Genomic DNA, 26,171 nt, shown 5'->3' on the forward strand with positions numbered 1-26,171 from the left:
TGATTCTGTTTACCTCGCTTTTTCCCATTCTTACGGATATGAGTGGAACCACACTCAGGACATTGCATCAAGAACAACCTCAATTCATACTTCTATTCTGCAACGCCGAAATGTTAATCATGCTGCATCTCTTGCCTCAAAACATTGCTGTATCAGTTCATCAATGTGTTCAAGCAATGTGTTCAAGCAATGCGTTCAAATTGCATTAGTTTTCCTGTACTTTTTCATGACTTAATTGGGTTCCTTGGGGTTGAAATTCTGCCCAGCGTCGTTGCACCTGCTCGTAACAGTCGGAGGGGGAAATTGCCAGGTTTTGCAGTAGATTGATATTGATTGCGCCGTTGCCGATGACCAGAACCACGATCGCCTGAGTCGGGTCATAGGTAGCGATCGCTCTTAATAACGGGGTGACTGCCTCTGGCGATTGTTTGAGCGCGTGCAGATATTTGTGCAGATACTCTGCTACCTGTGCTTCAGGGATGAATGCTCGATCGAAGGTTACAGTATCGAGGCTCCAATCAATGGTGGGAGGAATAGCATCCACAACATCACAAACCACCATTCCTCGTCCCTCATTCTTGTAGCCCATCCAGGCAGTATATCCAAGGAGCAAAATATTTTGATGAATAAATCGGTTCTGCCAATAGCCAGAGTATCCTTGCCAGAGATCATTGGATAGTCGCATCAGCTTCCTCCCGAAGTACCTTTGCTGCTTCTACCCTGTGCTTTAAGGCAGGAATCACTTCTTCCCAGCAAAAGGCTTCCAACGCCTTTTTACCAATCCGATGTTTATCAATCCGATGTTTATCAATCCGGTGTTTACCAATCCGATGTTTAGCAATCTGGGGGTATCCCAGCGTTGCAGTTAAAATACTCATTGTTTCCTTTCTAAAATGTCAAAAATTAACCTTGGGTAACTTCGGTAAGTGTAGTTTCTGTCAATGGTGATAATGAGTGCCTTCGGACTGCACGAAACATCCCAAATCGGCAAAGTCCGGTGCCAAATGCCAGCCGCATCAGCAAAATCGTGGGAACTTCTCGCACAGACTTGATGAAGCCAGAAACTCCGTACTTCATCCATCCCTGTGGGTGAACGATACCCTGCCAAATCGTATCGAGCCAGGATGGTAGAGTCTGTTCTGTCCAGTCTGCGGCGATCGCGTCTCCCTCAACGAATCCTGTTGCCTCTAAAAGCTCGGTAAACCCTTCAATGCTGGCAAATGCGGGATGTGACCACTGATCGAGCAGTTGCTGCATTACGGGTTTTTCCCAAAAATTCAGCGGCTTTTGTCGGTCGTCTCGCTGATTCCAGTCAGCAACCACTAGCACGCCACCGGGTTTGATTACCCGCATTAACTCTTTAGCAAAAACCGCTTTGTCGGGCATATGGGGACCCGCTTCGATTGACCAGACAACATCAAAACTGGCATCTGGGAACGACAGTGCCATCGCATCATCAACTTGAAACTGCACATTCAGGTCTTTGGGAGTAAGTTCCTGGGCGCGTTTGACCTGTTGAGGGCTGATGGTAATTCCGGTGACATCAAACTTATAGTCCTTTGCCAGAATGCGGCTACTACCACCAATCCCACAGCCCACATCTAAGACAGTAGTGCCAGCAGGTCGCCGATCTAAACCACCCCAACGCACCATTTCATGGATAAAGTCTTCCTTTGCTTTGAGAAAATCCTTACGCTGTGGAGGAGAGCCATAGTGTCCCAGATGAATGTGTTCGCCCCAATAAAACTCTAAAATGCCGTCTTCTGTCCATTGATCGTAGGACTGAGCCACAGAATCAGCAGATTGATACCGACGAGCAGTGAGAAGATAGAATGCAAACCCTACGATCAGCAGTGTAAGGGGAATACCAAGTAGAAAAATTGAATTCATCAGAATTAAGCCTCAACATTTTTGATCATCTTTGATCATCGTTTTCCCCCTCTCAGTTCTGTCTCTAAAGCGATGGATTGGCTTGCTTGACGAAAGGATGCAATCGAGACAAGGTAATTGGTGGCAGAATCCCACAGGATAAATTTGGAGCAACCAACCATATCGCCGAGCCGAATCGTTTTTGCTTTTGAGAGGAGGTGAATATTTTCATGATGACAAGCTTTGAGATTGTAATTAGGGATTCGTTCAGAAAGATGATGAATGTTATGGTAGCCGATGTCTGCGGTAAACCACTTCAGAATTGTCGGCAACTCTAGATAACTGCTGCCCTCAATCGCTCCTAGCAAATAGTCCCAACCTTCTGTCTTGTGAGCATAAGCGCCATCAAAAATGTGCTGCACAAAGAAGACCCAGATGAAGATTGCCGCCGAAAGCGTTAGCGCGATCGCATAAACGCTAAAAAAGAACCGAAAACCAAGTAGATAGCCCAGAAAAATGCAGCCGCCGATTACACAAATATTATTGAAGAGTAGATCCCAGAACTCAGTCGCTGTATACCAGTGCTTAGACTTATGTGAAGAGAAGATTTCCGGTAAACCCATACCAGGCTTTGTTCGCCAGCAAGTCAACAAATGACTCATGAAATCATAAGCCCCAGCGATTAGGGCAAGTCTGGGCTTAATCGCGAGGTAGAAAAAGCCTCCAGGGAAAGCCATTAAGGGATGTCGCAGTAATTCATAGAGTCTTTGGTCAAATGAATTGAGTTTAGAAAACTCTTCTGTAGAGAGAAAATCCGCAACACCACGGTACTGCTCCCAATTCCCGTTGGTTTTGTGATGGTAGGAATGGTCTCTTGACCAACCGTACTGAGGCATGGCGTTAATCACACCCAACACAAAACCAATGACCCGATTGACCCGTTTTGAGCGAAAAAGTGAATAATGTCCGCAATCATGCATCAAAGAAAAACAGCGGAGTGAAAAGAGAACGATCAGAACGATAATAGGTGGTAGTAACCATAAGGAAATAGCAGTGGCTTTGACAGCTAAAACCCATAAAAGAACATAAGGAACAACTGTATTGAGGATTTGATAAGTTGCTCGTAAGTCGTTACTCTTCATGTAGGGAGTAAGGACAAAATCTGACTTTTTAATCGTGGTTTCCATTTAGTAAATGCGCTTTTGTGAACAACTTTGAAACAATCAGTCAAACCGATTCCTCAAGTCCCTACGGAAATTCCCTAAGGACGAGAGGCTGCCGTTCGTGCAACGTTGCGAGGCAAATGATTTAAATCAGATGACGAATTCAAATCAGATGGCTACACGTTTAATGAGCAATTGATGATGTGCTGGGTTTCTCCACCTGAATGAGCAGTCAGCGCCATCAGCGGAGAGTACGCCGCTGATGGCGCTGATGGTTCAGTACAAAGACTGTGTAGAGAGCAAAAAGCGCGATCGCCCAAACCACTTCTCGCCCAAAAATCCTTAGGAACACCTCAGCCGTTAAACCGTGCATTTCCACCCATTGATTGACCAGCAGAGTGCCGCTTTGATATACGGTAAAACCCAGCAACAGCGCCATTCCCAGCCATAGGCTTTGTCCTAGCCAACTGCGGTGGCTAAACTTCGGCTGTATTGAGGCGATCAAGGCAACTGCAATAGTCCCCATTCCCATCGATACGCCCCACAAAAGCGCGATCGCATTCAGAGGATAGTTCCGAATGGTGAAACCGTAAAATTGGTTAACCCACCAGATTAACAAAGCAGAAACAACCGCTTGTCTCCGGCTAAGGGTAATTCCCGCCACTGTTGCCAAACTAACCAACGGTGCATGAGGAGAGATGAGACAACTTGCACTACCAATGGCAAGCAAGCAATATTGCCACTGCTTGCTCGCGGCTACAGCTTGACACCCCACTTCCCAATCCAACGCGAAAAAAGCTTTTAGACATTATCTGTACCTCGCAGATAGAAGTAAGTATGAACAACGATCGGCGGGCATTCTGACTCAGAAAGCGAACTGCTTTCATTACAGTTGCGGGACAGCGCCAGATTTACACTGGACTTTCCCCCTTGCGTTTGATGGCTGCTCCCCATCAGAACCGATATCTCATTAAAGAGTAGCATGACCTGAGAAGAGCCGCAAAATCATGACGGTTCTATGGATGAGGGACGGAAAATGTGGATGAATCGCTAACATGGGTTGACTTCAAGCAGCCGTAACGTAGGCTTTCCCAGCTTGGGACTCCTCAACCGACAGAAGGCGATCTCTTAAATATTTACCTTTTGCTCCAGCATGACTGGAACTTATGGAACGATGTTAAACAGCCTCAGCTTGTGTAGATTTTATTGAAGATTTTTGTCGAGTAGATAAAAGAAACGCTTCTCAAGAGGCAGGTAATTGCTCCTAATCCAAATTAAGGCGACACCAATTCTGAATAATTAATCTGATTTGATATCAGTTAAATTTCGTATTAATTTCGCATTCAAGTAGATAAATTAAAATATTCAACCGGCAAATTTTTAACTATAAAACTAATTGCTGTTGGTACATCATTAACAACTGCAATAATCTGTTGATAATTACTAGGAGCCAATACTTCATACTGCCCCTTTCCGGTGGGTACAGCAGCAGGGCAATCATACCAAAATGGCGCTTCAGTATATCTGCTGAAACCTAGACAATAATGGCTGGTATACGGATAAAGTTGACCCAGCACTGAGTGTTTTCTGGCAGTTTGAATAAGATTAACTAAATCGTACACAGAACGGTGTGACTCAACCATGCGGGTTCGGATGATGGGTGGCATTTGATTGTTTTCCCAGGTTTGCTCTGTATATTGCCAGCGCTGCTCGTGTTTTTGCAAAATCTCTTGCCACCGCTGTTCAAGTTCCTGCCATTTATGTTCAACATACTCATTCGTTGATGTTTTTGTAGAGATGGCACTGGTTGATGCTTGAGGCGTCTTGCTGCTAGCGCTAACGCTCAGTAACAAGAGGCTGCAAACAGTGGCTGAGCCATACACAATAAACTCCCGCCGATTGTATTTTTCCACGGTACAACTTACTCTCTTTAGGCTATATATTTAGTAAGCCCAAATCTTCGATTAAAATTACGATTCCCGCCGATTCCCCCCAATCAATTCGCTGTCTACAAAAGTTTTAATAATGTAATCAACTGATAGGGTGGTTTCCTCTTTGGCGGGGACTTCGACTTGCCAGCGATAACCGCCTTTGATGGGGGAGTTACGTTCTTGTTGTTCGTATTTTTCCCAAGGTGGCGAGACGCGATCGCAATGGATATCTACTTTGGCTCCTTCTTGGGGAATGGGGAGTCTTTCCCGTACTTCAATTTTGGCAACTCTTGGTAGATAGTTGTTAATATCGATTTTAATTTTGTGGCGCAGTTCGTTGAATGAGACGATGGTTTCGCCGGAACGAACTTCTTCATAAACGGTGTTTCGAGAAACTTTGATGGCTTGTTCCACTCCTAGCCCTAATTCCATCTGTGCTTTTGGTGGAACTGTGGCAATATTTGTAGATAAGATGTATTCGCCATCGACGTAGACATCCGCAGGACCAGCGAGTAAAGGTGCTTGTAAGGGATTACGGAGTTGGGCAATTCTGAAGACGTTGGTATCTTCGCGGGGAACGACGATGTAACGCAAATCTATATCTGTACTGTTGCTAGTTAGCGCGACGGAGTGAAATTGCACGTCAGAGGGGACATCAATTCGTCCATCGGCGCTGTAGGCGTAGTCGAAGGAACCTGCAACGTCTCGCACATGGATACCACCGGGAGGAAGCATCATCCACAGGCATTTTTGGGCGTTATCAAAAGCCTCTTGCACTACCTGAATGACGTTGAAGGTGACAACAACTTTCTGCCGTTGGAGGATTTCTAGATATATTTCCTCTCTTTGCTCTATTGTCAATTTACCGCGATGCGCTGGATCGTTTGCTGCGCCCATTCGCATGAGACCATATGCAAGTAAATCGGTTACAGAATTCTCATCTGTAGTATCCTCCAGGTTCTGCCTCCTTCGACGCTGGAGAGATTCCGGTGCTGCTGGTGGGGCAGCTGCCGATCGTTTCAATGCTTTGTGGGTCGCTAGTCGCTCTCCTAGGGAACGGGATTCTACTTGCGGTGCCAGTGATGCCTCCACATCCTCATAGTCTGCACAAGGCGCTGCTGCTGGCATAGCCATCGCCATACCATAACTGAGGTGCATTTCAGAGCGCTCCTGCGCCATCAGATCGGGTAAGGGTGGGACTGAAGGAGCGTTGTTTAAGAAATTCGCGATCGCGCTTTGTGACGACACAGCAGCTAAAGCGGCCTGTTCCTGCTCATCGTAGTCCTCAAAAAGAATCTCTGCACCAATTGGGGGACGACGCCAGCCTGATTTTCTCATTGCTGGTTGCACTCGTCCTAGCCGCAATGAGGGCAATTCCGGCAACTCACACCAACCCATCGGTTCAGCAGTGGAAAGTTCCAATCTTACCCCCGTCCAATCTTCACCTGTGCGCTGACAAATCAACGCCCTGACGGTAATGCTGGCACTAGATTCCGCACTATTTAGACGGCAAACATAAGTCGGTGTCCAACGCGCACCGGGGACGAAATACTCAATCACTAAGCGTGAAAAACCTAACCCCTCTTCCCCCTTTTTAACAAGAGAAAGAGGGGAATTTTGACTTTGCTCTCCTACAAGGACAGGAGTAGAGGGAGTTAACTCTTCATAACTCAAACGGACAATGATCGTCTTGCGAAGCTCATTTGGTCTAGCATTTCTGGCGGTGGACGCAATCGCCTGCTTGTGTTGCAAATCGGCAAGATATTCCTGAGCAAGACGCAATTTTTCCAAATTTTCCCGCTTTTCCTGGATTCGGGCGCGGATTTGTTCGTCGCTGAAGTTTGCCAAGGCAAGTCTAGCGTTCATTGGCGAAGGCGGTGGCGCTTTCCCTGGTTCAGCTTCGGGGCGATTGGGTATTTTTAGATTATTGAGGATGGCGATCTCATTTTCGATGAGGGCGATCGCGTCCTCAATGCGTTGTACCTCAGCCGCCGCTGCACGCAATTCCTCATCAGGTGGTGGGTTTTGTGTCTCTTGCGGTGGAGGAACGGCTAAACCAATGCGAACATCTGAGGCAATGGGAGACGGGATTTGCGTCTCTACATCAACCCTCACCCGGACGCTGCTATCGTCTAGCGCCAGAGGCAATCCCGGTATCTCAACGTGTTCTGGCAGTTCCCCAGCGTTCAGCGGTAACTCAGCAATCCGAGTTACAGTGGCACCACCAGCGTAGACTTTAACTGTGTCAATCCGAGAAGCTAGTTCTTGCATCGCCATGATATTCGCGCTGAGTTACTGCCTATAGATCCAGTAAGGCACAGGGGAAGAAGCGATCGCAAGTAACTCCCTTAAAAATTTAAAAATAAAAGATATACTTTAAACTTTTTGATTTTAGATTTCTAATTTTCCGCTGTTGTCCAAGGGAGTGTAAACCAAAAAGTAGAGCCGTGATTCGGGCGACTTGTCACTCCAATTTCTCCACCGTGAGCGGTAATAATTTGCCGGCAGAGATACAATTTTAACCCGATGTTAGTCGAGCAGCGAGCTTGAGGATCGCGGACTAAGAGATTGAATAGGCGATCGCACTCTAATTGACCCATGTCTACACCATTATTTTCGATGGTAAAGCGGATCATCTGCTTATCAACTTTTGCTTTTAAGGTCAACTTCAACCCAGGTGAATTTTGCTTCAAAGCATAGGTTAATACATTTTCAAAAAGCCGCTGAAGCTGATATGGATCGACCATTACTAAGGGTAAATTTGCCGCCATCATATTTTTGATGGTTGCTTGATTTTCCGCTAGCGTGGGTTTAAAGTCTCGGAGAATCGCTGGAACCAGTGTATTTAATTGAACCAACTCTCGCTGAAGGATGAGTCCTTTGTTTTCGGTGGTATTCGTTTCGATTAATGATTTAATCATGCTCAGTTGGCGTTCGTTGCCTTGAATCATTCTCTCTATCAGAGAGCGCGGAACTGTCACTTTTTCTTCTGGCGATCCCAGCAGATTATTTAATACCATGATAGTGCCCTGAACCGAGGTACGAAGGTCGTGAGAAACTGTATGTAAAACAACGTCTTTAATCCGATTCAGCTCTTGCAGTTCCTGCATTTTCTGCTGTAGCAGAGCGGTACGTTCTTCTACTTGGCATTCCAGATTGGCATTCAGCGCTTGTACTTGTTGCAAGAGAGAAGATTGCTGAATTGCGATCGCTACCTGTACTCCCAGTTGAGCGAGCAAGTCAATTTCACACTGCTGCCACTCCCGTGGTGCAGAGCATTGATTGGCAATTAAAATGCCATAAAGTTTGTCTCCTAGCATAATTGGGACACCAATGCCCGCTTTAACTTGATATCGATTGTGGTACTCAGCGATAAATGCAGATTTCTCTACTTTCGTTGTATCGTTGACAACTCGGATGCGATCGAGTTCAAATATCTGTTTAATTTCCTTGTAAGCAATATTCTCTGTAACCCAACCCAAAATTGACGGAAAATTAGGATCTACCGACTCTGCTACGGCTGTGCCTTGCCCCTTTTCATCAAAGTAACTAATAAAGACGCGATCCGCGTGCAAAAACTGCCTAACTTCTTCAACGGTAGTGTTTAGAATTTCCTTCAGATCGAGCGATCGCCTAATTCGCAAAGCAATCTCGTAAATCAAGCGATCGCGTTCGGCGGCGGCGCTAACCAAACTTTCAGCAGCTTTGCGCTCAGTAATATCACTTCTTACAGAAACTATGTATGATTCACCATTAATGTTGACAATTTCTGCTGAAAATAAATAGATTCCTACCTCACCAGATTTCTTGCGAAACTCAAATTCCTGATTACGAATCGCTCCTTGTTCCAGCAAAGTCTGTTGCATTCTCATGCGGTCTTCTGGATTCACCCAAGCATTGATTTCAATTGAGGTACGACCAATAATTTCTTCTCGTTTGTAATTGCTAAGGCGGAGAAAGCTATCATTGACATCAATATAACGCCCATCATTGAGTGTTGTGATACTCATAGCATCAGGGCTATAACGAAACGCTATAGAAAATTTTTGCTCTGAAAGTAAGAGTGCCTCATCATGAATCTTGCGCTCGGTAATATCTATCAGTAAACCATTCCAATAAATGTCGTCATTTCCTTGCAAAATAGGTCGAGCCGCCGTTTGCATCCACTTTATTTCGCCTGATTTGGTAATCACACGACCTTCCCATATCCAAGGTTGGAGATTAGCTGCTGAAATCAGTAATGACTGTTCATAAGCTTCCCGCTCGTCTGGATGGATCAGGCTCCATAATTGAGTCAGGTTGGTATAAGCTGAATAAGGCGCTAATTCTAAAAATTCTTGACAGCCAGAATGGGCAAATAGTAACCAGCGGGAATCATCGCGATTGAGGAGCTGAAAAATAATTCCCAACTTGTTAGCTGCTACTTTTTCAAGTTTTGGATCGCTTTGTGGTAGTAAAATTTCTGCGGGCAAAAGATTTTCCCAGGAATGGGCAATTGGCGACTGAAAATCTGCATCAACTTGTGTTTGAGTCTGGCTGACTATTTTTTCAACACTTTCTTCCTCCAAATTCAGTAGCTGTTTTAACTGTTCAAAAGCTGCTTCATCTCGACAGCAAGCCCGTAAAGCTTGTAAATAATTTAAATCAGAAACCATGCCCCTCCTGGATATATAATGATGTTGAAAACCTGATTGATGAGAAGCAAGTGATTGAGTTCCCTGAGCCAAGAATTTCTTTTTCAACATTGCACTCACCCTTTATTTCCAGTATTATTCAGTCTTATTCCAAGTTACAATAAGCACTGGCGATCGCCTTCGTGCAGGTGACTCACCCGATTGGGTGATTTTTAGTGATTGGTCATTAGTCAGTGGTAACGCAATAATGACGATGAACTAACCAGATTTTTCTACCTCTGGTGAGGTTGCTAAAGGTAATGTGAACCAGAAAGTTGCTCCAGTTCCGGGGGCGCTAATGGCACCAATTTGTCCTCCATGAGCGGTGATGATTTGCCGACAAAGATATAACCCTAGACCGATGCCAGCAGAACGGGCGTGATTGCCTCGGACATAACGATCGAAAAGGCGATCGCACGCTTCTGGATTCATCCCGATGCCGTTATCAGCAACGGTGCAATGGATCATCTCTTCTTCTACAAGGGCTTCCAAGGTGATGCGAAGTCCGGGTGGGTTATGGTTCAGCGCATTAGTGAGCAAATTTTCAAAAACTCGCCTCAGCTGCAATGGATCGGCTGTCACGCCCGGTAAATCGTAGGGAACTCGATTTATCAGCGACGCTTGATGTTTTGATAGCAGCGGTTCTAAGTCTTCTGCGATCGCTTGAATCAACGTACTCAGTTCTACAAACTCATATTGGAGGACAACGCCGCGAACTTCGCTGGAATGCGCTTCGAGGAGAGAGTTAATTAAACCCAGTTGGCGATCGCTACTCTGAATCATCCGCTCTAAAATTGAGCGCGAAATGGGAATCGTGTCGCCCACTTTATTTAACAAGTTATTCATTACCAAAGACATTCCCATAATTGGCGTGCGAAGATCGTGAGAAACTGCATGAAGAAACTCATCTTTGAGTTCGTTCAGCTCTTTGAGTTCCTCCATTTTTTGAATGAGTTGGGCAGTGCGCGTCTCAACTTGACGTTCCAAACTAGCATTTAGATCCTGTACTTGTTGATAGAGTTTCGCTTGCTGAATGGCGATTGTCACTTGAGTTGACAGTGATGAAAGCAAATCAATTTCCAATTGCTTCCAGTCACGCGGGTTTGTACATTGATCGACCATTAAGATTCCCCACGCCTCGTCATTCAGAAGAATTGGTACAGCCAGATAAGCTTTGATATGATAATTGGAAAAATCTTGAGAAATAGCTGAAGAAAGTTCTATTTGAGAAGTATCTTTAACAACGTGGATACTTTTATTCTCAAACATCGCTCTGATTTGTTGCATATGTTCTTCATCTGTGGGACTCCATCCCAAAACAGGACGCCAAGGGGGAGCGACCGATTCCGCAACTACCTCAAAATTGCTATAAATACGACTGATAAAAACCCGATCTGCTAACAGAAAATTTCGGACTTCTATCACGGTAGTATCTAGAATTTGCTGAATATCGAGTGATTGTCGAATGCGGAGTGCCATCGCGCCCGACAAGCGATCGCGCTCCGCCGAGAGTAACAGCGCCTCTTCTGCACGCTGGCGCTCGGTAATATCAATTCCTAACCCAAAGAAGAAGTCAAGTTCCCCATTTTCTTTGGCAACTGACCTACCGTGCCATTCTACTAGCAGTTTTTCGCCTTGTTTGGTAAGAACGTAGTTGTTTTGCTGAGGCAGTTGCTGTAGTTGGATGACACGCTCAAAGACCTCAGAAACGATTGCGCGATCGCTTTGGGGAATAAAAGTCGAAAGATAATCAGTTCCTAAAACCTCCTCAAAGGTATAACCAAGAGCGTGAAGCATTGCGTCATTCATCATCCTGACGGTACCATCCGGATTGATAGCCACAAAAAAAGCTGGAGAAGTTTGAACAATCGTGGTGTTAAAGTCTCTTTCTTGGCGTAGTTTCTCCTCTGCTTGCTTCCAATCGGTAATGTCTTGCGTCATTACCATTGCCGCAAAAATTTCTCCGCCTTCATTTTTGACGGGAAGTGCGTGCAAAAGATAGATCCGTGAACCGGAGCGATCGCTATCAGGCGAATTGTTGTAAGGCACTTCAATTACAGTAGCTTTTCCTGCCAGCGCCGCACGATAAGTCGGCTCTAACAATTCGCAAGTTTCACAAGGTAATGTTTCGCAAAGCATCCTTCCTTCTAACAACTCTTTAGAAAGACCAATCGCAGCTAATCCTGCACCTTCAGCAATCGTGTAACGGAGGTCTTGATCGAGCAAGAAAACTGCGCCGTTTGGAAAGTTTCTTGCAAGCGTGCGGTATAATTCCTCGCTTCGCGTGAGTGCCTCTTCCACTCGTTTTCGTTCCGTGATATCTATCCCAATACTGATAATGTAATTAACTGAGTTATCGGTATCAACGAGAACTGTATTCGACCAAGCAATCGGTCGTCGGCTTCCATTTTTCGTTACCCAGTAGTTTTCATACGTGCTAGGCAACTCACCAGATTGGAGAGATTTAAAAAGATTTTTGCCAGGTTCCACTTCTTCCGGAATTAAAAATAAATCCCAGAAATACTTGTCCTTAACTTCTTCAAATGAGTATTGAGTTGTTTCCTCGCAAGCGCGATTAAAACGGATGATTCGCCCTTGGGAATCGAGAACCACTACTAAAGCACCAGCCGTATCAAGGATGGCAGAAACAAAATTTCGTTCCTTCCTCAAATCTTTAATTAGCCCCCGCAATTGAGCCGTCATTTCATTAAAAGTGGTCGCCAATACCCCCAACTCATTGCCTTGTATAACCGTCACTTGCGTATCCAAATTCCCTCCACTAATTTGGGCTGCTGCTTTTGTTAACCGCTGCAAAGGTAATACAATTTGCCGAGAGAAGAACCAACCCAGCTCAGTCGCTACAAGTATCGCCCCGCTCAATGCTATACCCATCACCAAAAGCATTTTTCGCACTGGAGCGTAGGCTTCAAGGGTGGGTAGTTCTACCACTACCTTCCAGCGTCCATTACGGATAGTAGAAATGGCTCCCACGACCTCAACACCTCGCAAACCTTGATAAGTAGTCAGCCGTCTTGCACCATTTAATTTAGTTATTTTTTGGATAAATTGGTAGCCAGAAAGGTCTTTAAGATTAAACTTTTCAGGAGATTCTCCTTTTTCAGCGATTAAATAATTACGGTTGTCTATCGCATAAGCATAACCCGTCTTACCTACCCTAGTTTGGGAGAGAACATTCCAGAGAAATTTTAAATTTATCCAAGCCATTAAAACACCATTAATTTCATCCTGTTGGTTGCGAATGGGCACGGCTAAGATAACTGTCTGCAAGCGAGTTTTAGGGTCAATTCTAACGGGACTGACAAAATCTTCCTGTTGTCTAAAAGCTTGTAAAAAAGATGTAGAAGTTTCTTCTTGATAGAAAATTGCCTTACCATAAGGTGAAGAGAAGGAAACAATTTCACCCTTATTATTAAAAACTGCCACTGTTTCATAAGCACTATTGTGGCGGGTTAACGCTTCCAGAAATCTATCTTGAATCTCAGGCGAAAGATCGGTCAATCCTGGCACTCTCGCTAAATAGCTTAGTTTCCGCTGTAAGTCATCCAAGTAAGCATTGATTTCCCCAGCAGCCGCATGACTACGCTCTTGTTGGGCAATTTCTACTTGTTGCAATTGAGCTTGAAAGCTTAGATAGATTAAAATTCCCGAAGTGAGCAATAACGTTAAAACGACTAGCAAGACTAGACCGTATCTCAGCTGATTTGCAATTGAAAAAAGCCAAGATAGGGGTAAATTCATCCCTGTATTAGCTTGATGCGAAGCACTATTGCGATTTTTTTTGTTCATCGTGCCTCCTAGCGCAGAAACTTGCACCTGCTGATTGCCTATTGTTTTAAACCTCTAGAGAATCAATGTAAATTTCCTCTAGGGCGAAACATCTATTTTGCCAGTGATGATATCTTGCTTGACAGAATCGACGAAAGCTTCTTGATCTAGAGTTAACGAGCCATAAAAAGGAGCTAAATCTTGAACTTCCTCTAGCAGCCCAAACTTGTATTGTTTGCCTTCCCATCGCCCCTGTTGTACCAAGGTTGCTCCCTCCAGCATTAACATTGGCACCTGCTGGACAACGCTGGTAACAATCGTTTTTGGAGCCAGTTTGTGCCGATTTTCAATTCCATTGATGGCATGTATCCAGCCGATAACATAAACACCCTTACTTTGGGCAGCTACTTTAATAACACCTATATTGGCTCTATCGGCATCAACAACTAAAACATCAGTTCCCGCCGCAACTTGCTCCTGGGCAATTTTTCTAGCTTTGTCTGCATCTGACCAACTGTTAACCCACTTGATAGAAACTGTACTGTCCAGTTTCGTTGCCAGGACACCCCGTTTAAATAAGGTAGCCTCTTCTTCCATTACTGGGTAGGCTTGACCGCCAATAAAGGCAACTTTTTTGGTTTTGGTTTTTAGTCCAGCAACAACCCCAGTTAGATAACCCACTTCCCCACTGCGAAACGCCAAAGCACCCACGTTTTTATTGTTACCGGCATAACTACTCATGACTGCAAATTTAGTGCGGGGAAAATCTTTTGCGACTCTTTCGGCAGCGTCGCGGTATTCATCACCATGACTGATGAGAAAATCAAAACTTTTTTTTGCATATTCACGAAAGGTTTTCTCACCATCGGCTTCAGGAACGCTAGCACTATAAGCCACCTCAGCTCCAAGTTCTTTTTCGATTAATTTCAACCCTTCATAACCTGATTGATTCCAACCTTTGTCATCTATAGGGCCGGGAAAAAGCATCGCTACTTTAAAAGTCCCGGCTTTTCCACTCTCAGGTTTAGGTGTAATCTTGCTTCCAGTTGCACCACAGGCCACCAGAAAAAAAATTAAAACTAGGCAAATAGTTTTTTTGGTCATGGATAGTGGTAGTGGGTCATGGGTGGTGGGTAGTGGGTAAGAATGACCGCCTATTACCTACTACCTCTTGACTAAGGACTCAGGACTACTAAGACACCAAAAGGATTTTGCTTCTAGATTCTATCTACTTTCATCCAATTAGGCTACACTTGTGCAGAAGGAAATCATTTTTTCCGGAAAATGTTTCTCCTATTCAGAAGCCTTTTTTATTGACAAACTTTAAGTAAAGCAGTTTATAAAATATTAATTAAATTTTATTTTGGCTATTTTTACTATTAATTCATAGGTTGTTGCCTTACGGGGAATCTCAACTAATTTATCCTAATAACACTTAAATTTGTGATACTACTTTTCAAATTCCGAAAAAATAGCCTTGAAGAACTTCAAATCAGTATCAGCCCTGCTTTAAACTAAAAGAATGTATGGAAATGATGTGATTGAGGAGAGTTTTAGCAGGCGTCAGGAATGTGAAAGTTTATTTTTTTAAGTTGAACTTAGCGTTACATTGATTCTTTTTTGTAATATCAATTCCGAGAAAATCCCGGCTATATTCCAAGCATCGTCTCCGCCTCTATGGTGAGTTCCTTCAAGGGGAAGATTCAGTAATTCTAATGCCATATCCATACCAATTTCATATGGCAAGGCATGAATAATCCCAAAAAGGGTTTTGATATTGATATGTCGGGTTCCGAAAGGATAACTGATATGGCAAGATTGACATTGTTTTTCAAATTGTCGTCGGTCGTAGTCGCCGTAGCTTGCCCAAACTCTATCTTTGGATAAATATTTTTTCTTTAAAATTGAACAGGCAGATTCAAAAGAAATACCTAAATTAACTTGTGCTTGGGTTAATGTGGTGAGATTGGTGCAAAATTCACTAACTCGGGAACGTTCGGGTTTTACGAGGATACTTTCTTTTTCCAAACGCTCTCCCGTAGCAATATCAATTGGACAAATCCCCATTTCGATGATTTCGGTTTCTTGTCCAGTGGGTGGGTTTCCTTCCCAGCAAGTTGATTCAATATCAACCACAAGGATTTGGTCTAATCTCTTAGCCATTTTGGAGTGACTTTTTGTTTGGTGTGGACACCCCGTAGAGGTGCCTCTACGGGTGTTGGTAATTTGAAATAATTAGTTGGTCAATTCGGCGCGAAGTTGATTGACAACTCGGCTTAGGGCTACTGAATGGGAGGCTTTGAAGAGGATGCGATCGCCTTCTTGCACCATTTCTTTCAAACGCTCTACCACAGCCTGATGCGTCGAAAAGCACTCAGCGGGTAAAGGAGCAGCACCCAGAGCGATCGCTTCGGCTTCTTTGTCATCTACCAACACCAGCAAAGCGTCTAGATTCAACCGCCGCGCCGCTTCTCCAACTGCAAAGTGGAATTGGGGCGATCGCTCTCCCAATTCCTTCATCGTCCCCAGAACCGCAATATGCCTTTTTCCTGGCGTTTGTGCCAACAATTGCAGCGCCGCCAGCATTGACTCTAGTCCAGCATTGTAAGTTTCATCCAAAATGGCAACATCGTTGGGCAAATCGTAGCGCTGCGCCCTTCCAGAAGGGAGATTCACCGACAAACCGGCGGTTAACGATTTCCAGTCAACCTGGAGAACTTTAGCTACCGCCAAGGCTGCCAGAAAATTAGATGCATTATGACGCCCCGGTAGTGGTAACGGCAGATGAACTCCTTCGACGCACAATGTCTCGTTATCAATCAATTCCCCGCGCAAATCTCCCCCTTCCAAGCCGTAGGTAATGGTTTGCCCTTGCCAAACTGTTGCCGCAGTTTCCATTAACAAGCGGTTGTCGTGATTCAGAACCGCGATGCTAGTGGAAGGCATTTCGGCAAGTAATTCGCATTTCGCTTGCGCGATCGCTTCCTCAGAACCCAGCCGCCCAATATGCGCGGTTCCCACATTCGTAATTACCGCTACAGAAGGATGTGCAATTTGTGTTAATAGCGCAATCTCACCCCTAGCACGCATTGCCATTTCAATCACAGCATAGTTATGCATTGATGAAAGTTCTAATAGTGTTTTGGGAACACCGATTTCGTTGTTGTAATTTGCCTGAGTTTTAAGAATGTCTCCCTTTGTTGACAAAACTGCTGCGATTAATTCCTTGGTAGTGGTTTTACCTACGGAGCCAGTTACCGCGATTACGGGGATGTCGAACTGCAAGCGCCACCAATGCGCGATTGTCTGATATGCCTTTAAGGTATCTTCTAAGTACAAATGCGGGATAGGCCCCGGCAACGGGTGATCGGTAATGGCTGCGATCGCTCCTTTTTCGAGAGCCGTTTCCACAAACTCATGCCCGTCAAACTTGTCCCCGCGCAGCGCTACGAAAATTTCCCCTGGCTTCAGGCTGCGTGTGTCGGTTGTAATTCCTGCAACATATCTCGCCAATTCGACGTCAGACAGATTTATTGGTGTCGCCGCTATGATTTGGGCTATTTGAGAGAGGAGTATGTGACAAGGCATGAGGCTTAATATTCAAACTTCAAGGAGATTCATCCTTATCATGCACCACGCAAAGCGTTAGAACAAAAGATGCATTTTGAGCAGTGATTTCCATCACATAATCCCCTATTTTGTCCCACTACTTTAGAGGTAGATGCGCGAAGGAAAGAATTGATGCTCTAGAGCGTCCGTATTTTTACTTCATTGAAACTTCACAATTTTGCCGCATATTTGCGGAACCATTTGAAGAATCAACCAAGATATGCTCTATTTGGGATAATATTTCTCCGATTATCTCCGATTATAGGAGTATAGAGTTGAGATTCCCCCGATCAGGGTGATATCTATGGGTGCATCGAAAGTTCAAGCGTCTACTACACGATAGTTGCAATAGAAATAAACCGAATCCACCGAACTGATATAAACTCAGCCCTAGCGTGCTTACGTAGGGGGGCATTGACGTGACAACCTGGACAGACTGTTATCATCGGCATACTGGAACTGAAGAGCAGCAGATTTACGATCATTTGCTCTACTGGGTTCAACATGAATCACCCAGTCGAATGATTGAGCGATTTCGTCAGCTGTTCATGGATGGGTCGGGATACTCGGAGCCAAAAATCTGGATGGCTCTGGAAAGAATTACGACTTCCAAGCAGGCTGAGCAGGAATTCCGGTTTATTCTTAATCGGTGCTGCCATATTTTGATCAATCGCTGGCAGATGCACCCCCATCTCCAAGCGTCTATCCCGGATTTGGTAGACATATTCCAGACCCCCCCGGTCATGGGGACGGTTCGCTCTCGCGGAGCTAGACGCTTGCGAGAACTGGTGAGGCTTTTCAACCAGACAGAGCAATATCTGACGCTGCGACGGCTAGCTCAGGTGATGAGTCAAGCCGCAGAGGCAACTGGCAATGGCTCTAAGCCTTTGGGAAGCTTAATTCGTCGGTATCCTTACCTATATGAACATTGCCTGTTGAGTGAAGATAGTTCTTACGAGCATCAGCAAACGGTTCGGCAAATTCAATCCCGAATTCAGCGGGGATTTGAAGTTGATTTGTCTCAGTACGTGACTTACCAAGTACGGCGTGCCCAAATGTCTCGTCAGGCTTGTCCCGACCTACGGGAACGAATTATCCAGCCAGTGACGAATCCAACGTTATTGAGCGATCGCGAACTGGGTGTTGCTCTCAAACAATTTTACGGCAAAGTAGAAGGCTCCCATACCTACCGGGATCTATCTCAGCGCTTCCTCACCCATACGAGCCAAACGCCGTCCTACAGAGCTTTTAAATGGGATTTATACGAATACCTGACTGCTTCCATTGACCCAGAATTTGGTAAACGTCAGTTTAACGAGCGCTTGTATTCCCAGCTCAAGAACACTCTCCCGAATAGCGATTCCCAAAGACCTAGTGAATTCCTGATTGTCCGAACTTGTAGTCAATTATTGAACTTCTTAGTGGTAGAAAGTCCACAGCGACCGAATCACTACGTCTTCGTTGACCTGATTACGAACCTGGGGGCGACATTCACAACCGGCTTACTCTTGAAAATAGTGCTGCTGTGCCGCAAGGTCAAGCCGTACTTAGAGAAGCGATTTTCAATTCTGTTTAACCACTACGAGACTTATGCCAGAGATGGTGTGCCGTGGTTAATCAAATCTCTCGAAAATCTGAATGTAGCTTTAAGCCTACATTTTGGGGATGCTGATGTTTCCTGCTTGAGCCAAATTTTATAAGGAATTGTCATTAATTGCCCCAAGGAAGGCAAGAGGCATTATTTTTTGCTTTTCTAGTTTTTCTTTTTCTGTTACTGCTACACTTCATCGGTCTATTGCCCCCATTAAGGGGGCTTGAGGGTAGCTGAGGTGTCGTCTCTATGGGTAAAAAATAGTTTTTCCACAATCTTGTTCACCGGCTTGGTGAAAAGTTAGGACTGGTTAGATTCAGAAAATAAATTTTATGCTAAAATCTTGCTCGTGAATCAGAATCGGCTGTCAGCTTGGTTACTCGCGCAGCAAGTTTATCTATGCTGCTGTGTAGGCAAATCGCTCTCCGAAACTGAAGCTTGAAAATATTGAATGGTGGAGATATTTCCGTGTCGATATATGTAGGAAACCTATCCTACGAAGTTACGCAAGACGATCTTACCTCTGTCTTTACAGAGTACGGAACTGTTAAACGAGTTCAGCTGCCTACAGATCGAGAAACGGGGCGTATGCGTGGCTTTGGATTTGTGGAAATGGGAACGGATGCTGAAGAAGAAGCGGCGATTGAAGCCCTCGATGGAGCAGAGTGGATGGGTCGCACCCTCAAAGTTAATAAAGCCAAACCCCGTGAAGATAGGGGTGGAGGTCGCAGTCCGGGAGGCCGGGATGGCCAGGGAGGAGGAAACTTTTCTTCCCGACGCTATTAAGCTAGGGGCTTAATCATGGCATGTAATTCTCTGCTTGATTTCGGTTAGAGACTAGCAGTGTTAGTGGGTCAAAATTGAGTAAAAATGCGCCCAGCATCTTACGACTACACCAGATTAGGTTAGTCGTAAGATGCTAGGTTCCTCATGGTACAATCAATACTTAGGGCGGCTCAAGTATGCTGCTCACTCGTCGTTTGGCTGGAGTCATCTCAGGTACTCAGAGCGACTGTATAAGATGGGGCTGCTCCTGGAAGTCCAAGACTGAGTACGCTGGTAGGCTAATCGCACTCGTCGGGAAAAACAATCAGCAAAAAGCTTTGTACAGCAGCGATATTAAGTCTGTACAACTCCTGTACGCAAATGGTCTGGAGTTAGGTAGGGCAATAGAGACTGGGCAGCCAAGTCTTTACCCGAAAGTACACCGAGAAGGGAAGTAAGGGCATGGGCATAATCCTTGCCCCTACTCCCATCGCAGGAGGAATGAATGAAAGCTGCGATCGCTCAAGCGAAGCCATCGATCGTGGATTAAGTTCACACCCGAAAAGCAACTTAATCACCTATACAGAGGAATCATCAAGAATGACCCAAGTGGTTTTAGGCGAAAATGAGGGAATAGAATCAGCTTTGCGCCGTTTCAAGCGGCAAGTATCCAAGGCTGGAATCTTAGCAGATTTTAGATATCGGCGGCATTTTGAAACTCCCATAGAGAAGCGCAAGCGTAAGGCAACTGCCGCCCGCCGCAAGAAAAGACGTTTTGGGTAACAAAAGTGAGTTGCCCTGGCGTGCTACCACTACAGCATCAGCTAGGGCGCTTCCTTAGATTCTTTATTTGCCATAACACTACGGCTATTGTAAAGACTCATAGATTTCTCAAACCCTTGTTTGAGGCTCAACTCGACCGCTTCAACCACGAGTTGCATGACATCAGCCAAAGCTTTACTTTCATCAGGGGAAAACCGACCTAAGACGTGGGAAACCGTGTCCTGTTCTACTTTGGTTTTGCCGATGCCAATCCGCAATCGAGGGAAATTTTGAGTACCGAGATGAGCGATCGCAGACTTCATCCCATTATGTCCCCCAGCCGAACCAGAAAGACGCAAGCGAATCTTTCCTAGCGGCAAATCCATATCGTCATAAATTACTAGGACAGACTCTGGCGGCAGTTTATACCAATCCGTCACCGCGCGAATCGCCTGTCCGGAGAGATTCATATAAGTAAGGGGTTTGAGCAACCGCACCTTGTCTCCGTGTAGTCCGCGTCCCTCCCCAAACTCCCCCTGGAACTTGCGATTTTCACTCTTGGAAATTTGCCAGGAACGCGCTAAGGCATCAATCACTTCAAACCCGATGTTGTGTCGCGTCTTTTCGTATTTGGGTTCTGGATTCCCCAAACCAACGATTAGCTGGGGAATCACTAAAGTAGATGTTGCCTTTCCGTTGTCAGTGGTCATTTTTTGATTGTCCATGATCAATTGTCGATTATTACTAACCACTAACCTGGGTCAAGCAAATTAAGAAGTGATCGCTAACTTCGTCAGATTACTTGTTGAGCCTCTTCTTGGGGAACAGAAGCTATGAGTTTTTCTTGGTCGCGCTTACGCTTTTTCGCATAAAGCTGAATGGTCGCTGCCATCGTCACAATCAGCCCAACAACGAGCCAAGTGGTAATGTCTGTAGGTAGGCTATTCTTAAACACAGCTAGCAAAACAATCACCACTAAAAGTAACGTCGGCGCTTCATTCAAAGCGCGTAACTGCTGACTATTCCAGGTGCATCGGTCTTCGGCTAACTGTTTGATGAGACGACCACAGTAATGATGGTAGCCAATCAAAACAGCTACCAGACTGAGTTTGATATGCAACCAACTCTCTTGTAGCACTTCAGTCTCAGTACTGACCAGACCAATTGCCATCGCTACCGTCACAATCATGCCCGGTGTCGTGATGATGCTATAAAGGCGTTTTTCCATAATCTGATACTGATTCTTCAGAATCGTTTGGGCAGGTTCTGGCTGCTCTGAAGCCTCTACGTGATAGATAAATAAACGTACCAGGTAGAACAAGCCTGCAAACCAAACCACAAAGCCGACAATGTGAAAAGCCTTAAACCAGGAATAAGCCATCAATCGTGTCCTCTACAGTCAAACTCTGTAAGATCAACAAGTTTTTGTAAGGGTAGCAGAGCAATTTCTCAAACTGAGTGCTGGAAGAGAGTTTCCAGATAGACCCGTGCTGCTTTGCGATAACTCCGCGAAGCTTCTGGGGTGCTGCCATTACCATTTTGCAGCAAGAACAGCGACAGCGCTGCGGCAAATACCCGGTCTTGATCCCAATCGGGATGAGTTTCTAGGTAATTTTTGAGAGATTCGTGTAGGTCTTCGGGAATTTCTGCCAAGATACTGATATTTGTGTTCATAGAATTCCTTTGCGTTGTCTATGGGTAGGGGCGCAACAGCCCCATGCCCTTACAAGAGCCAGTTTTACAGTTGCCAATCACACTGACCGTCGCATCATTGTCTGCTGAGAGGGGGTGGGGTTGTCAATGCTGCGAAATATTACAAGCGGGTGTCTCTCTAAAAAATATTCACGAGGTAATCAGCTTTTTAGGCATATTTCTGTTACTTGTCTTTACAAAAACTCGGTTGCCCTCGACGGAGCCACTGTCTTTTAGAAAATCCCCAATAGAACAGCAAAACCCGATCTGAGTGTTCAACCCTGTGGAAAAGGTCAAAGAACCTGTGGAAAAAGTTGAACGCCTTTGTGGAAAGGCTGGGGAATCGGTGGGGAAAAGTTGGGTGAAAGATAAGAATTGCAAAGTGCTAGTCGCTAACAGCGAATATTCAGTTATGGGTTGAAATTTTGATATTTTAAAACCTTGGCAGGTTAAAATTAAACGTTTTAACCCGATTCCAACCTTTTAACCTTCTAAATGGCTCTCCTACGGACTCAGTCGGCTGAATGAGCTGGAACTGAGAGGGAATGTCCTAAAGCAGCAAAGACTTGGCGTTGCTCAAATAGGGTCACGAGGTCGCTGTTGATTTTGTTTTTGGCGGCTTCTGCTTTGAGGATTTTCAGGGCGGTTTCTACGGGCAAGCGGCGCTTATAGGGGCGATCGCTTGCAGTCAGAGCGTCATAAATATCCGCAATTGTCAAGATTTGAGACTGAATAGGAATGGCTTCCTGTTTCAAGCCTTGAGGGTAGCCACTACCATCGAGTTTTTCGTGATGCCCTGCGGCAATCACGGGAACATCTTTGAGGTGTTTCGTCCAGGGTAGTCGGTTGAGAAATTCAAAGGTGTGGGTGACGTGCGCTTGGATGATTAAACGCTCTTCGTTTGTCAGGTTGCCTTGTGGCACCATCAGCTGAGCCATCTCTGTCGGTGAGAGGAGAGGCTTGATCTGCCCATCCACATCTTGATACGTGTAGCTAGATATCTCTTGGAGTCTTTCTGGAAGCTCTTGGGCGAGAATGTGGGGTTCGTTCGCCTCTAGTAGAAGATGCCAATATTCATTGAGTTGAGCGATCGCATCCTCTAATTGGCTATCTAATTGTTGTAGCTGCTGGCAATGGGAACAGACGACTTGGGAATCTTTATGTTGGTGGCTGGGATGCTCCAGTAAATACTTAAATTTAGTCTGGGCGCATTCCATTTCCAGAGTTCGTTGAGCCACCGCAAAGCGGTTACGAATCACTTCTACCTGAGATGGGTAGAGTTTTTTCTGCTTTCCCAAAATGGCTTCGGGTGTACTGACTTTGCCAAAATCATGTAACAGTGCGGCGTAGCGAATTTCTTGAATTTGGCGTTCGTTAAAATAAATCGACCGCAATGCTCCGGTGGTAATTGTACTAGCTTCCTGCGACAGACGCACCACTAAGTTGGCAACTCGTTCAGAATGCCCAGAGGTTGTGGGATCTCGCGTTTCAATAATCTGGACAGAAGCTTTAACAAAGCCTTCAAATAGATTTTCAATGCTTTCTTGTAGCTGATTGCGTTCGATCGAGATCGCCGCCTGAGAAGCCAGCGATCGCACAACTCGCTCTTCCCAAGCAGAATAAGGCTGGGTAACATCCAGCACATTCTCAGGCGCGATGATTGCATCACGACTCACCTTGCGATTAATTAGCTGAAGCACCCCAATAATTTCCCCTTCACCGTCTTGCATGGGTAGCACTAAGACGGAGCGAGTATGGTAAGGAATCGAGCTGTCAAAACTGCGATCCAACTGGTAGGGAACATCCAGGGGTAAATTATAAGCATCTGGCAAATTTAGGCTTTCACCTGTCAGCGCCACATACCCTGCCAGACTTTTCGGAGTCAATGGCATCGAAAACTCTCGAAAGGAATCGCTGCATTGAGAATCATTTTGCGCGACCTTAAACACCAACTTGGGAGTGCCACTACTTCGCTCTACTAAATAAACACTCCCCGCATCGCTACAAGTAATTTCCCGACTCTTCGATAAAATCAGATTCAGTAATTCTTTTAAATTATGACTGCTCGAAAGCGCTGTCCCGATTGCCAAAAGTTGCTCAATAAGTTCTGCTGGCTCTTTGATGTCCGGAAGCCACACTTGGCTCTTCGCTGTGATTATCTGGCAAGGGGAGACAGTCATAAGTATGCACCGTTTGATTACACGTAAGCTGGATGGTGGCTGCTTAAATATAGGTTTCCAAAAAAGCAACTCAGGCACCACAGAGCAGGAATACCGGGTTTATCTTTGCCGCCGGTAATGCCCCTCGCTCAACTAGGAGTATCTCAACTCTAGTTTTTGGAGCGAACCTCTCTATCACTATCATCTGCTATTTCTACTCAGCTCAAAATATAGATTTTAAAGAAAAGATAAAGTTAGCAAGATTTGCGACGAACTCAGAAGTATAGTTTGTCTTGAAAGTTACTGACAAGGCTGTTGGTAAGGCTAAATACCGTCTTTTTAAGCTGTCAACCTTCTCGCAGACTTCATGGATTCTTCATAATTTATATTTAAAAATTTACACATTTTGCTGAGTCCTAAATGATAATTTCCCGCCAATTTGGCGTATCAGTCATCGGCATTTTTATGGATTTGTTTAAATAACTTTGGGAGGATGCGCTCTGAGTTAGTCAGAATCAAGCTCATCCTGCTTTGAAATAAAAATTTGTGACGGTGATGGGCGAGAAAGCCCCAAGAGAAAAAATTCTCAGGACAAATCTTTTCAACAGTGCGATCACTGTAACAATGGTTACAATTCCCCTAGTAGTTGTGCGTCTGATTGGGTACAGCACTCCTCAAGGATTCCTAAAAGCGAGATCCCCGGCTTTTTAAAAAAGTCGGGGATCTGAAGCTCACATCTTGCTCCGGGTGGTTGAAACCGCACCGCGACAGCAAGCACTCCAACAAAACTAGATAAACGAAACTAAATAAGAGTTCTAATTTTGACTGGGTGGAGGCGTGCGATTCGTCAAGCGTTGAAAGACGATTTGGATCGCTAAGGCGACTAGACCAACCGCCACTAAGGCAAAGATGGAGGTTGCCAGCGTGCTGACGCCTACAACGAGGGTGCGAACAGCGATCGCAATATTGATGGTCGTTACATTATCTGAGTGGATGGGCTTGGCGGCAAAGCTTTGAGCAATTGAAGTGGTCAGGAAATAACAACCCGTTGCCATTGCTCCTGCGATCAACGCACCACTCAAACAGCGCAGAGGACTCGTGGGCGTTTGAACTGGGACTGGTGGGTTAGGTGTGGTGTTCGGATTATTCATAGGTTAATTGAGCCATTCGCAATTAGGGATTGATGATGAACATTTAGCTCGATCAATGTGGAACAACCTGAATCCCAGCGGTGGTAAACGGTGCTACCCACAAATCTAAATTGGGTTCGGGGATTGACTTTCTCACGTGCTGCTGTACTTGTTGTGCCTTGGCTTCCGATTCCGAGAGAGCAAACACGGTTGGCCCCGATCCCGACATCATTGCCCCTAAAACCCCCGCTTCATAGAACGCTTCCCGCAGCCGCAGCACTTGGGGATACTCCGGCAATACGACTTTTTCTAAGTCATTGTGCAGTAATTGACCGATTCTCACCTGATCTTTCTTGAAGATGGCGTTAACCATCGATCCAGAATGTACCCGTTGTCTGCGGGCCTCCAAACTATCAGCATCAGAAACGTAGGTACTAATATACTTCTGCCGGTAAGTTTGATAAGCCCAGGGTGTAGATACTGCAAGGTTGCGGTATTTGCCCAATACCACCCAGGGATGCTCCAAGTTAGGGAGGGGAGAGAGTTGTTCGCCTCGCCCTGTTGCCAACGCTGTCCCCCCCGCGACGCAAAAGGGGACATCTGAGCCAATTTTTGCTGCCAGTTCTTGCAATTCCGACTGCGTGAGTCCTAGATGCCACAGCAAGTCCATTCCCATTAAAACAGCAGCCGCATTGCTCGATCCCCCTGCTAATCCTGCTCCCACGGGGATTCGTTTGTTGACAATAATCTCGACACCCCCGTACTGGGCAAAAGCTTGGGGAAATTCTACCGCCATCAATTCTGCTGCGCGGTAGGCAAGGTTGCTTTTGTCTGACGGCACTAGGGGATGATCGCAGTGAACTTGGATGGATTCAGTGCTGAGCGATCGCAAACCAATTTGATCGGTCAGACCAACGCTTTGCAGCACCATCGCCAGTTCGTGATAACCATCCGGGCGATCGCCGATAATTTCTAGATACAGATTAATTTTGGCTGGGGAAATCAGGGTATAGGAACGCATTAGGGTTTTACAGATATATG

General features: G+C 45.3%; 22 protein-coding genes and 1 riboswitch. Of the genes, 4 read left to right on the forward strand and 18 right to left on the reverse strand.

The window, feature by feature from the left end; genetic code table 11:
• Positions 1 to 205: 205 nt before the first annotated feature.
• The 12 genes from H6H02_RS24090 to murF form a co-directional block, all read right to left on the reverse strand.
• Complete coding sequence (locus H6H02_RS24090) at positions 206 to 685, reverse strand: hypothetical protein (protein ID WP_190822577.1); 480 nt, start codon at positions 683 to 685, stop codon at positions 206 to 208.
• The gene (locus H6H02_RS24095) at positions 669 to 878 is read right to left on the reverse strand and encodes a hypothetical protein (RefSeq protein ID WP_190822579.1); all 210 of its coding nucleotides are present in this window, start codon (positions 876 to 878) and stop codon (positions 669 to 671) included. The genes H6H02_RS24090 and H6H02_RS24095 overlap by 17 nt, the downstream gene beginning before the upstream one ends.
• Positions 879 to 903: 25 nt before the next feature.
• On the reverse strand, positions 904 to 1,890 hold the full coding sequence (locus H6H02_RS24100) for a methyltransferase domain-containing protein (RefSeq protein ID WP_190822581.1): 987 nt from the start codon (positions 1,888 to 1,890) through the stop codon (positions 904 to 906).
• A gap of 35 nt (positions 1,891 to 1,925) precedes the next feature.
• Complete coding sequence (locus tag H6H02_RS24105) at positions 1,926 to 3,056, reverse strand: fatty acid desaturase (protein ID WP_190822583.1); 1,131 nt, start codon at positions 3,054 to 3,056, stop codon at positions 1,926 to 1,928.
• A 217-nt stretch (positions 3,057 to 3,273) separates the two neighbouring features.
• On the reverse strand, positions 3,274 to 3,807 hold the full coding sequence (locus H6H02_RS24110; protein WP_190822585.1) for a hypothetical protein: 534 nt from the start codon (positions 3,805 to 3,807) through the stop codon (positions 3,274 to 3,276).
• Between the two features lie 57 nt (positions 3,808 to 3,864).
• A riboswitch (cobalamin riboswitch) is annotated at positions 3,865 to 4,011 on the reverse strand.
• Positions 4,012 to 4,375: 364 nt separating this feature from the next.
• Positions 4,376 to 4,945, reverse strand: a complete 570-nt coding sequence (locus H6H02_RS27355) for a DUF6193 family natural product biosynthesis protein (protein ID WP_190822587.1) — start codon at positions 4,943 to 4,945, stop codon at positions 4,376 to 4,378.
• A 57-nt stretch (positions 4,946 to 5,002) separates the two neighbouring features.
• Entirely contained in the window at positions 5,003 to 7,240 is a 2,238-nt protein-coding gene (locus H6H02_RS24120; RefSeq protein WP_190822589.1) for a DUF4139 domain-containing protein, read from the reverse strand.
• A 122-nt stretch (positions 7,241 to 7,362) separates the two neighbouring features.
• Positions 7,363 to 9,618 carry a PAS domain S-box protein gene (locus tag H6H02_RS24125; RefSeq protein ID WP_190822591.1) on the reverse strand — a complete coding sequence of 752 codons (2,256 nt, stop codon included), beginning with the start codon at positions 9,616 to 9,618 and terminating at the stop codon, positions 7,363 to 7,365.
• A gap of 237 nt (positions 9,619 to 9,855) precedes the next feature.
• Positions 9,856 to 13,443 (reverse strand): PAS domain S-box protein, encoded by a 3,588-nt coding sequence (locus H6H02_RS24130; RefSeq protein WP_190822593.1) that lies wholly within the window; start codon positions 13,441 to 13,443, stop codon positions 9,856 to 9,858.
• A 78-nt stretch (positions 13,444 to 13,521) separates the two neighbouring features.
• Entirely contained in the window at positions 13,522 to 14,526 is a 1,005-nt protein-coding gene (locus tag H6H02_RS24135; protein WP_190822595.1) for a BMP family protein, read from the reverse strand.
• Positions 14,527 to 15,009: 483 nt separating this feature from the next.
• A complete protein-coding gene (locus tag H6H02_RS24140; RefSeq protein ID WP_190822597.1) occupies positions 15,010 to 15,585 on the reverse strand; it encodes a 3'-5' exonuclease in 576 nt (191 codons plus the stop codon).
• 72 nt (positions 15,586 to 15,657) lie between these two features.
• Positions 15,658 to 17,010 carry a UDP-N-acetylmuramoyl-tripeptide--D-alanyl-D-alanine ligase gene (gene murF, locus H6H02_RS24145; RefSeq protein WP_190822599.1) on the reverse strand — a complete coding sequence of 451 codons (1,353 nt, stop codon included), beginning with the start codon at positions 17,008 to 17,010 and terminating at the stop codon, positions 15,658 to 15,660.
• A gap of 440 nt (positions 17,011 to 17,450) precedes the next feature.
• On the opposite strand from murF, the gene H6H02_RS24150 reads away from it, so the two are divergent.
• From H6H02_RS24150 to rpsU, 4 genes are all read left to right on the forward strand, one after another.
• Positions 17,451 to 18,731 (forward strand): hypothetical protein, encoded by a 1,281-nt coding sequence (locus H6H02_RS24150; protein WP_190822601.1) that lies wholly within the window; start codon positions 17,451 to 17,453, stop codon positions 18,729 to 18,731.
• A gap of 359 nt (positions 18,732 to 19,090) precedes the next feature.
• A complete protein-coding gene (locus H6H02_RS24155) occupies positions 19,091 to 19,408 on the forward strand; it encodes an RNA-binding protein (RefSeq protein WP_190822603.1) in 318 nt (105 codons plus the stop codon).
• Positions 19,409 to 19,584: 176 nt separating this feature from the next.
• The gene (locus tag H6H02_RS24160; RefSeq protein ID WP_190822605.1) at positions 19,585 to 19,845 is read left to right on the forward strand and encodes a hypothetical protein; all 261 of its coding nucleotides are present in this window, start codon (positions 19,585 to 19,587) and stop codon (positions 19,843 to 19,845) included.
• Between the two features lie 142 nt (positions 19,846 to 19,987).
• Positions 19,988 to 20,170 (forward strand): 30S ribosomal protein S21, encoded by a 183-nt coding sequence (rpsU, locus tag H6H02_RS24165; RefSeq protein WP_190411722.1) that lies wholly within the window; start codon positions 19,988 to 19,990, stop codon positions 20,168 to 20,170.
• A 41-nt stretch (positions 20,171 to 20,211) separates the two neighbouring features.
• Here the strand turns inward: rpsU and pth are convergent, their stop codons facing one another.
• From pth to ispE, 6 genes are all read right to left on the reverse strand, one after another.
• On the reverse strand, positions 20,212 to 20,874 hold the full coding sequence (gene pth, locus H6H02_RS24170; RefSeq protein WP_242040853.1) for an aminoacyl-tRNA hydrolase: 663 nt from the start codon (positions 20,872 to 20,874) through the stop codon (positions 20,212 to 20,214).
• Between the two features lie 68 nt (positions 20,875 to 20,942).
• Positions 20,943 to 21,530, reverse strand: coding sequence for a protoporphyrinogen oxidase HemJ (gene hemJ / locus H6H02_RS24175; protein ID WP_190822606.1), 588 nt, complete (start codon positions 21,528 to 21,530; stop codon positions 20,943 to 20,945).
• A 68-nt stretch (positions 21,531 to 21,598) separates the two neighbouring features.
• Positions 21,599 to 21,823, reverse strand: coding sequence for a DUF2811 domain-containing protein (locus H6H02_RS24180; protein ID WP_190822608.1), 225 nt, complete (start codon positions 21,821 to 21,823; stop codon positions 21,599 to 21,601).
• 530 nt (positions 21,824 to 22,353) lie between these two features.
• Positions 22,354 to 24,021 carry an HD family phosphohydrolase gene (locus H6H02_RS24185; protein ID WP_190822610.1) on the reverse strand — a complete coding sequence of 556 codons (1,668 nt, stop codon included), beginning with the start codon at positions 24,019 to 24,021 and terminating at the stop codon, positions 22,354 to 22,356.
• Positions 24,022 to 24,815: 794 nt separating this feature from the next.
• Complete coding sequence (locus tag H6H02_RS24190; protein ID WP_190822612.1) at positions 24,816 to 25,151, reverse strand: DUF3082 domain-containing protein; 336 nt, start codon at positions 25,149 to 25,151, stop codon at positions 24,816 to 24,818.
• 52 nt (positions 25,152 to 25,203) lie between these two features.
• Positions 25,204 to 26,151 (reverse strand): 4-(cytidine 5'-diphospho)-2-C-methyl-D-erythritol kinase, encoded by a 948-nt coding sequence (ispE, locus tag H6H02_RS24195; RefSeq protein WP_190822614.1) that lies wholly within the window; start codon positions 26,149 to 26,151, stop codon positions 25,204 to 25,206.
• Positions 26,152 to 26,171 lie beyond the last annotated feature (20 nt).

The organism is Coleofasciculus sp. FACHB-1120, assembly GCF_014698845.1.
GTDB lineage: Bacteria > Cyanobacteriota > Cyanobacteriia > Cyanobacteriales > FACHB-T130 > FACHB-T130.

Coding starts and splice junctions, on each gene's coding strand:
- H6H02_RS24090 (WP_190822577.1), bottom strand. CDS start 685: ATGCGACTATCCAATGATCTCTGGCAAGGATACTCTGGCTATTGGCAG.
- H6H02_RS24095 (WP_190822579.1), bottom strand. CDS start 878: ATGAGTATTTTAACTGCAACGCTGGGATACCCCCAGATTGCTAAACAT.
- H6H02_RS24100 (WP_190822581.1), bottom strand. CDS start 1,890: ATGAATTCAATTTTTCTACTTGGTATTCCCCTTACACTGCTGATCGTA.
- H6H02_RS24105 (WP_190822583.1), bottom strand. CDS start 3,056: ATGGAAACCACGATTAAAAAGTCAGATTTTGTCCTTACTCCCTACATG.
- H6H02_RS24120 (WP_190822589.1), bottom strand. CDS start 7,240: ATGGCGATGCAAGAACTAGCTTCTCGGATTGACACAGTTAAAGTCTAC.
- H6H02_RS24125 (WP_190822591.1), bottom strand. CDS start 9,618: ATGGTTTCTGATTTAAATTATTTACAAGCTTTACGGGCTTGCTGTCGA.
- H6H02_RS24130 (WP_190822593.1), bottom strand. CDS start 13,443: ATGAACAAAAAAAATCGCAATAGTGCTTCGCATCAAGCTAATACAGGG.
- H6H02_RS24135 (WP_190822595.1), bottom strand. CDS start 14,526: ATGACCAAAAAAACTATTTGCCTAGTTTTAATTTTTTTTCTGGTGGCC.
- H6H02_RS24140 (WP_190822597.1), bottom strand. CDS start 15,585: ATGGCTAAGAGATTAGACCAAATCCTTGTGGTTGATATTGAATCAACT.
- murF (WP_190822599.1), bottom strand. CDS start 17,010: ATGCCTTGTCACATACTCCTCTCTCAAATAGCCCAAATCATAGCGGCG.
- H6H02_RS24160 (WP_190822605.1), top strand. CDS start 19,585: ATGCTGCTCACTCGTCGTTTGGCTGGAGTCATCTCAGGTACTCAGAGC.
- rpsU (WP_190411722.1), top strand. CDS start 19,988: ATGACCCAAGTGGTTTTAGGCGAAAATGAGGGAATAGAATCAGCTTTG.
- pth (WP_242040853.1), bottom strand. CDS start 20,874: ATGGACAATCAAAAAATGACCACTGACAACGGAAAGGCAACATCTACT.
- hemJ (WP_190822606.1), bottom strand. CDS start 21,530: ATGGCTTATTCCTGGTTTAAGGCTTTTCACATTGTCGGCTTTGTGGTT.
- H6H02_RS24180 (WP_190822608.1), bottom strand. CDS start 21,823: ATGAACACAAATATCAGTATCTTGGCAGAAATTCCCGAAGACCTACAC.
- H6H02_RS24185 (WP_190822610.1), bottom strand. CDS start 24,021: ATGACTGTCTCCCCTTGCCAGATAATCACAGCGAAGAGCCAAGTGTGG.
- H6H02_RS24190 (WP_190822612.1), bottom strand. CDS start 25,151: ATGAATAATCCGAACACCACACCTAACCCACCAGTCCCAGTTCAAACG.
- ispE (WP_190822614.1), bottom strand. CDS start 26,151: ATGCGTTCCTATACCCTGATTTCCCCAGCCAAAATTAATCTGTATCTA.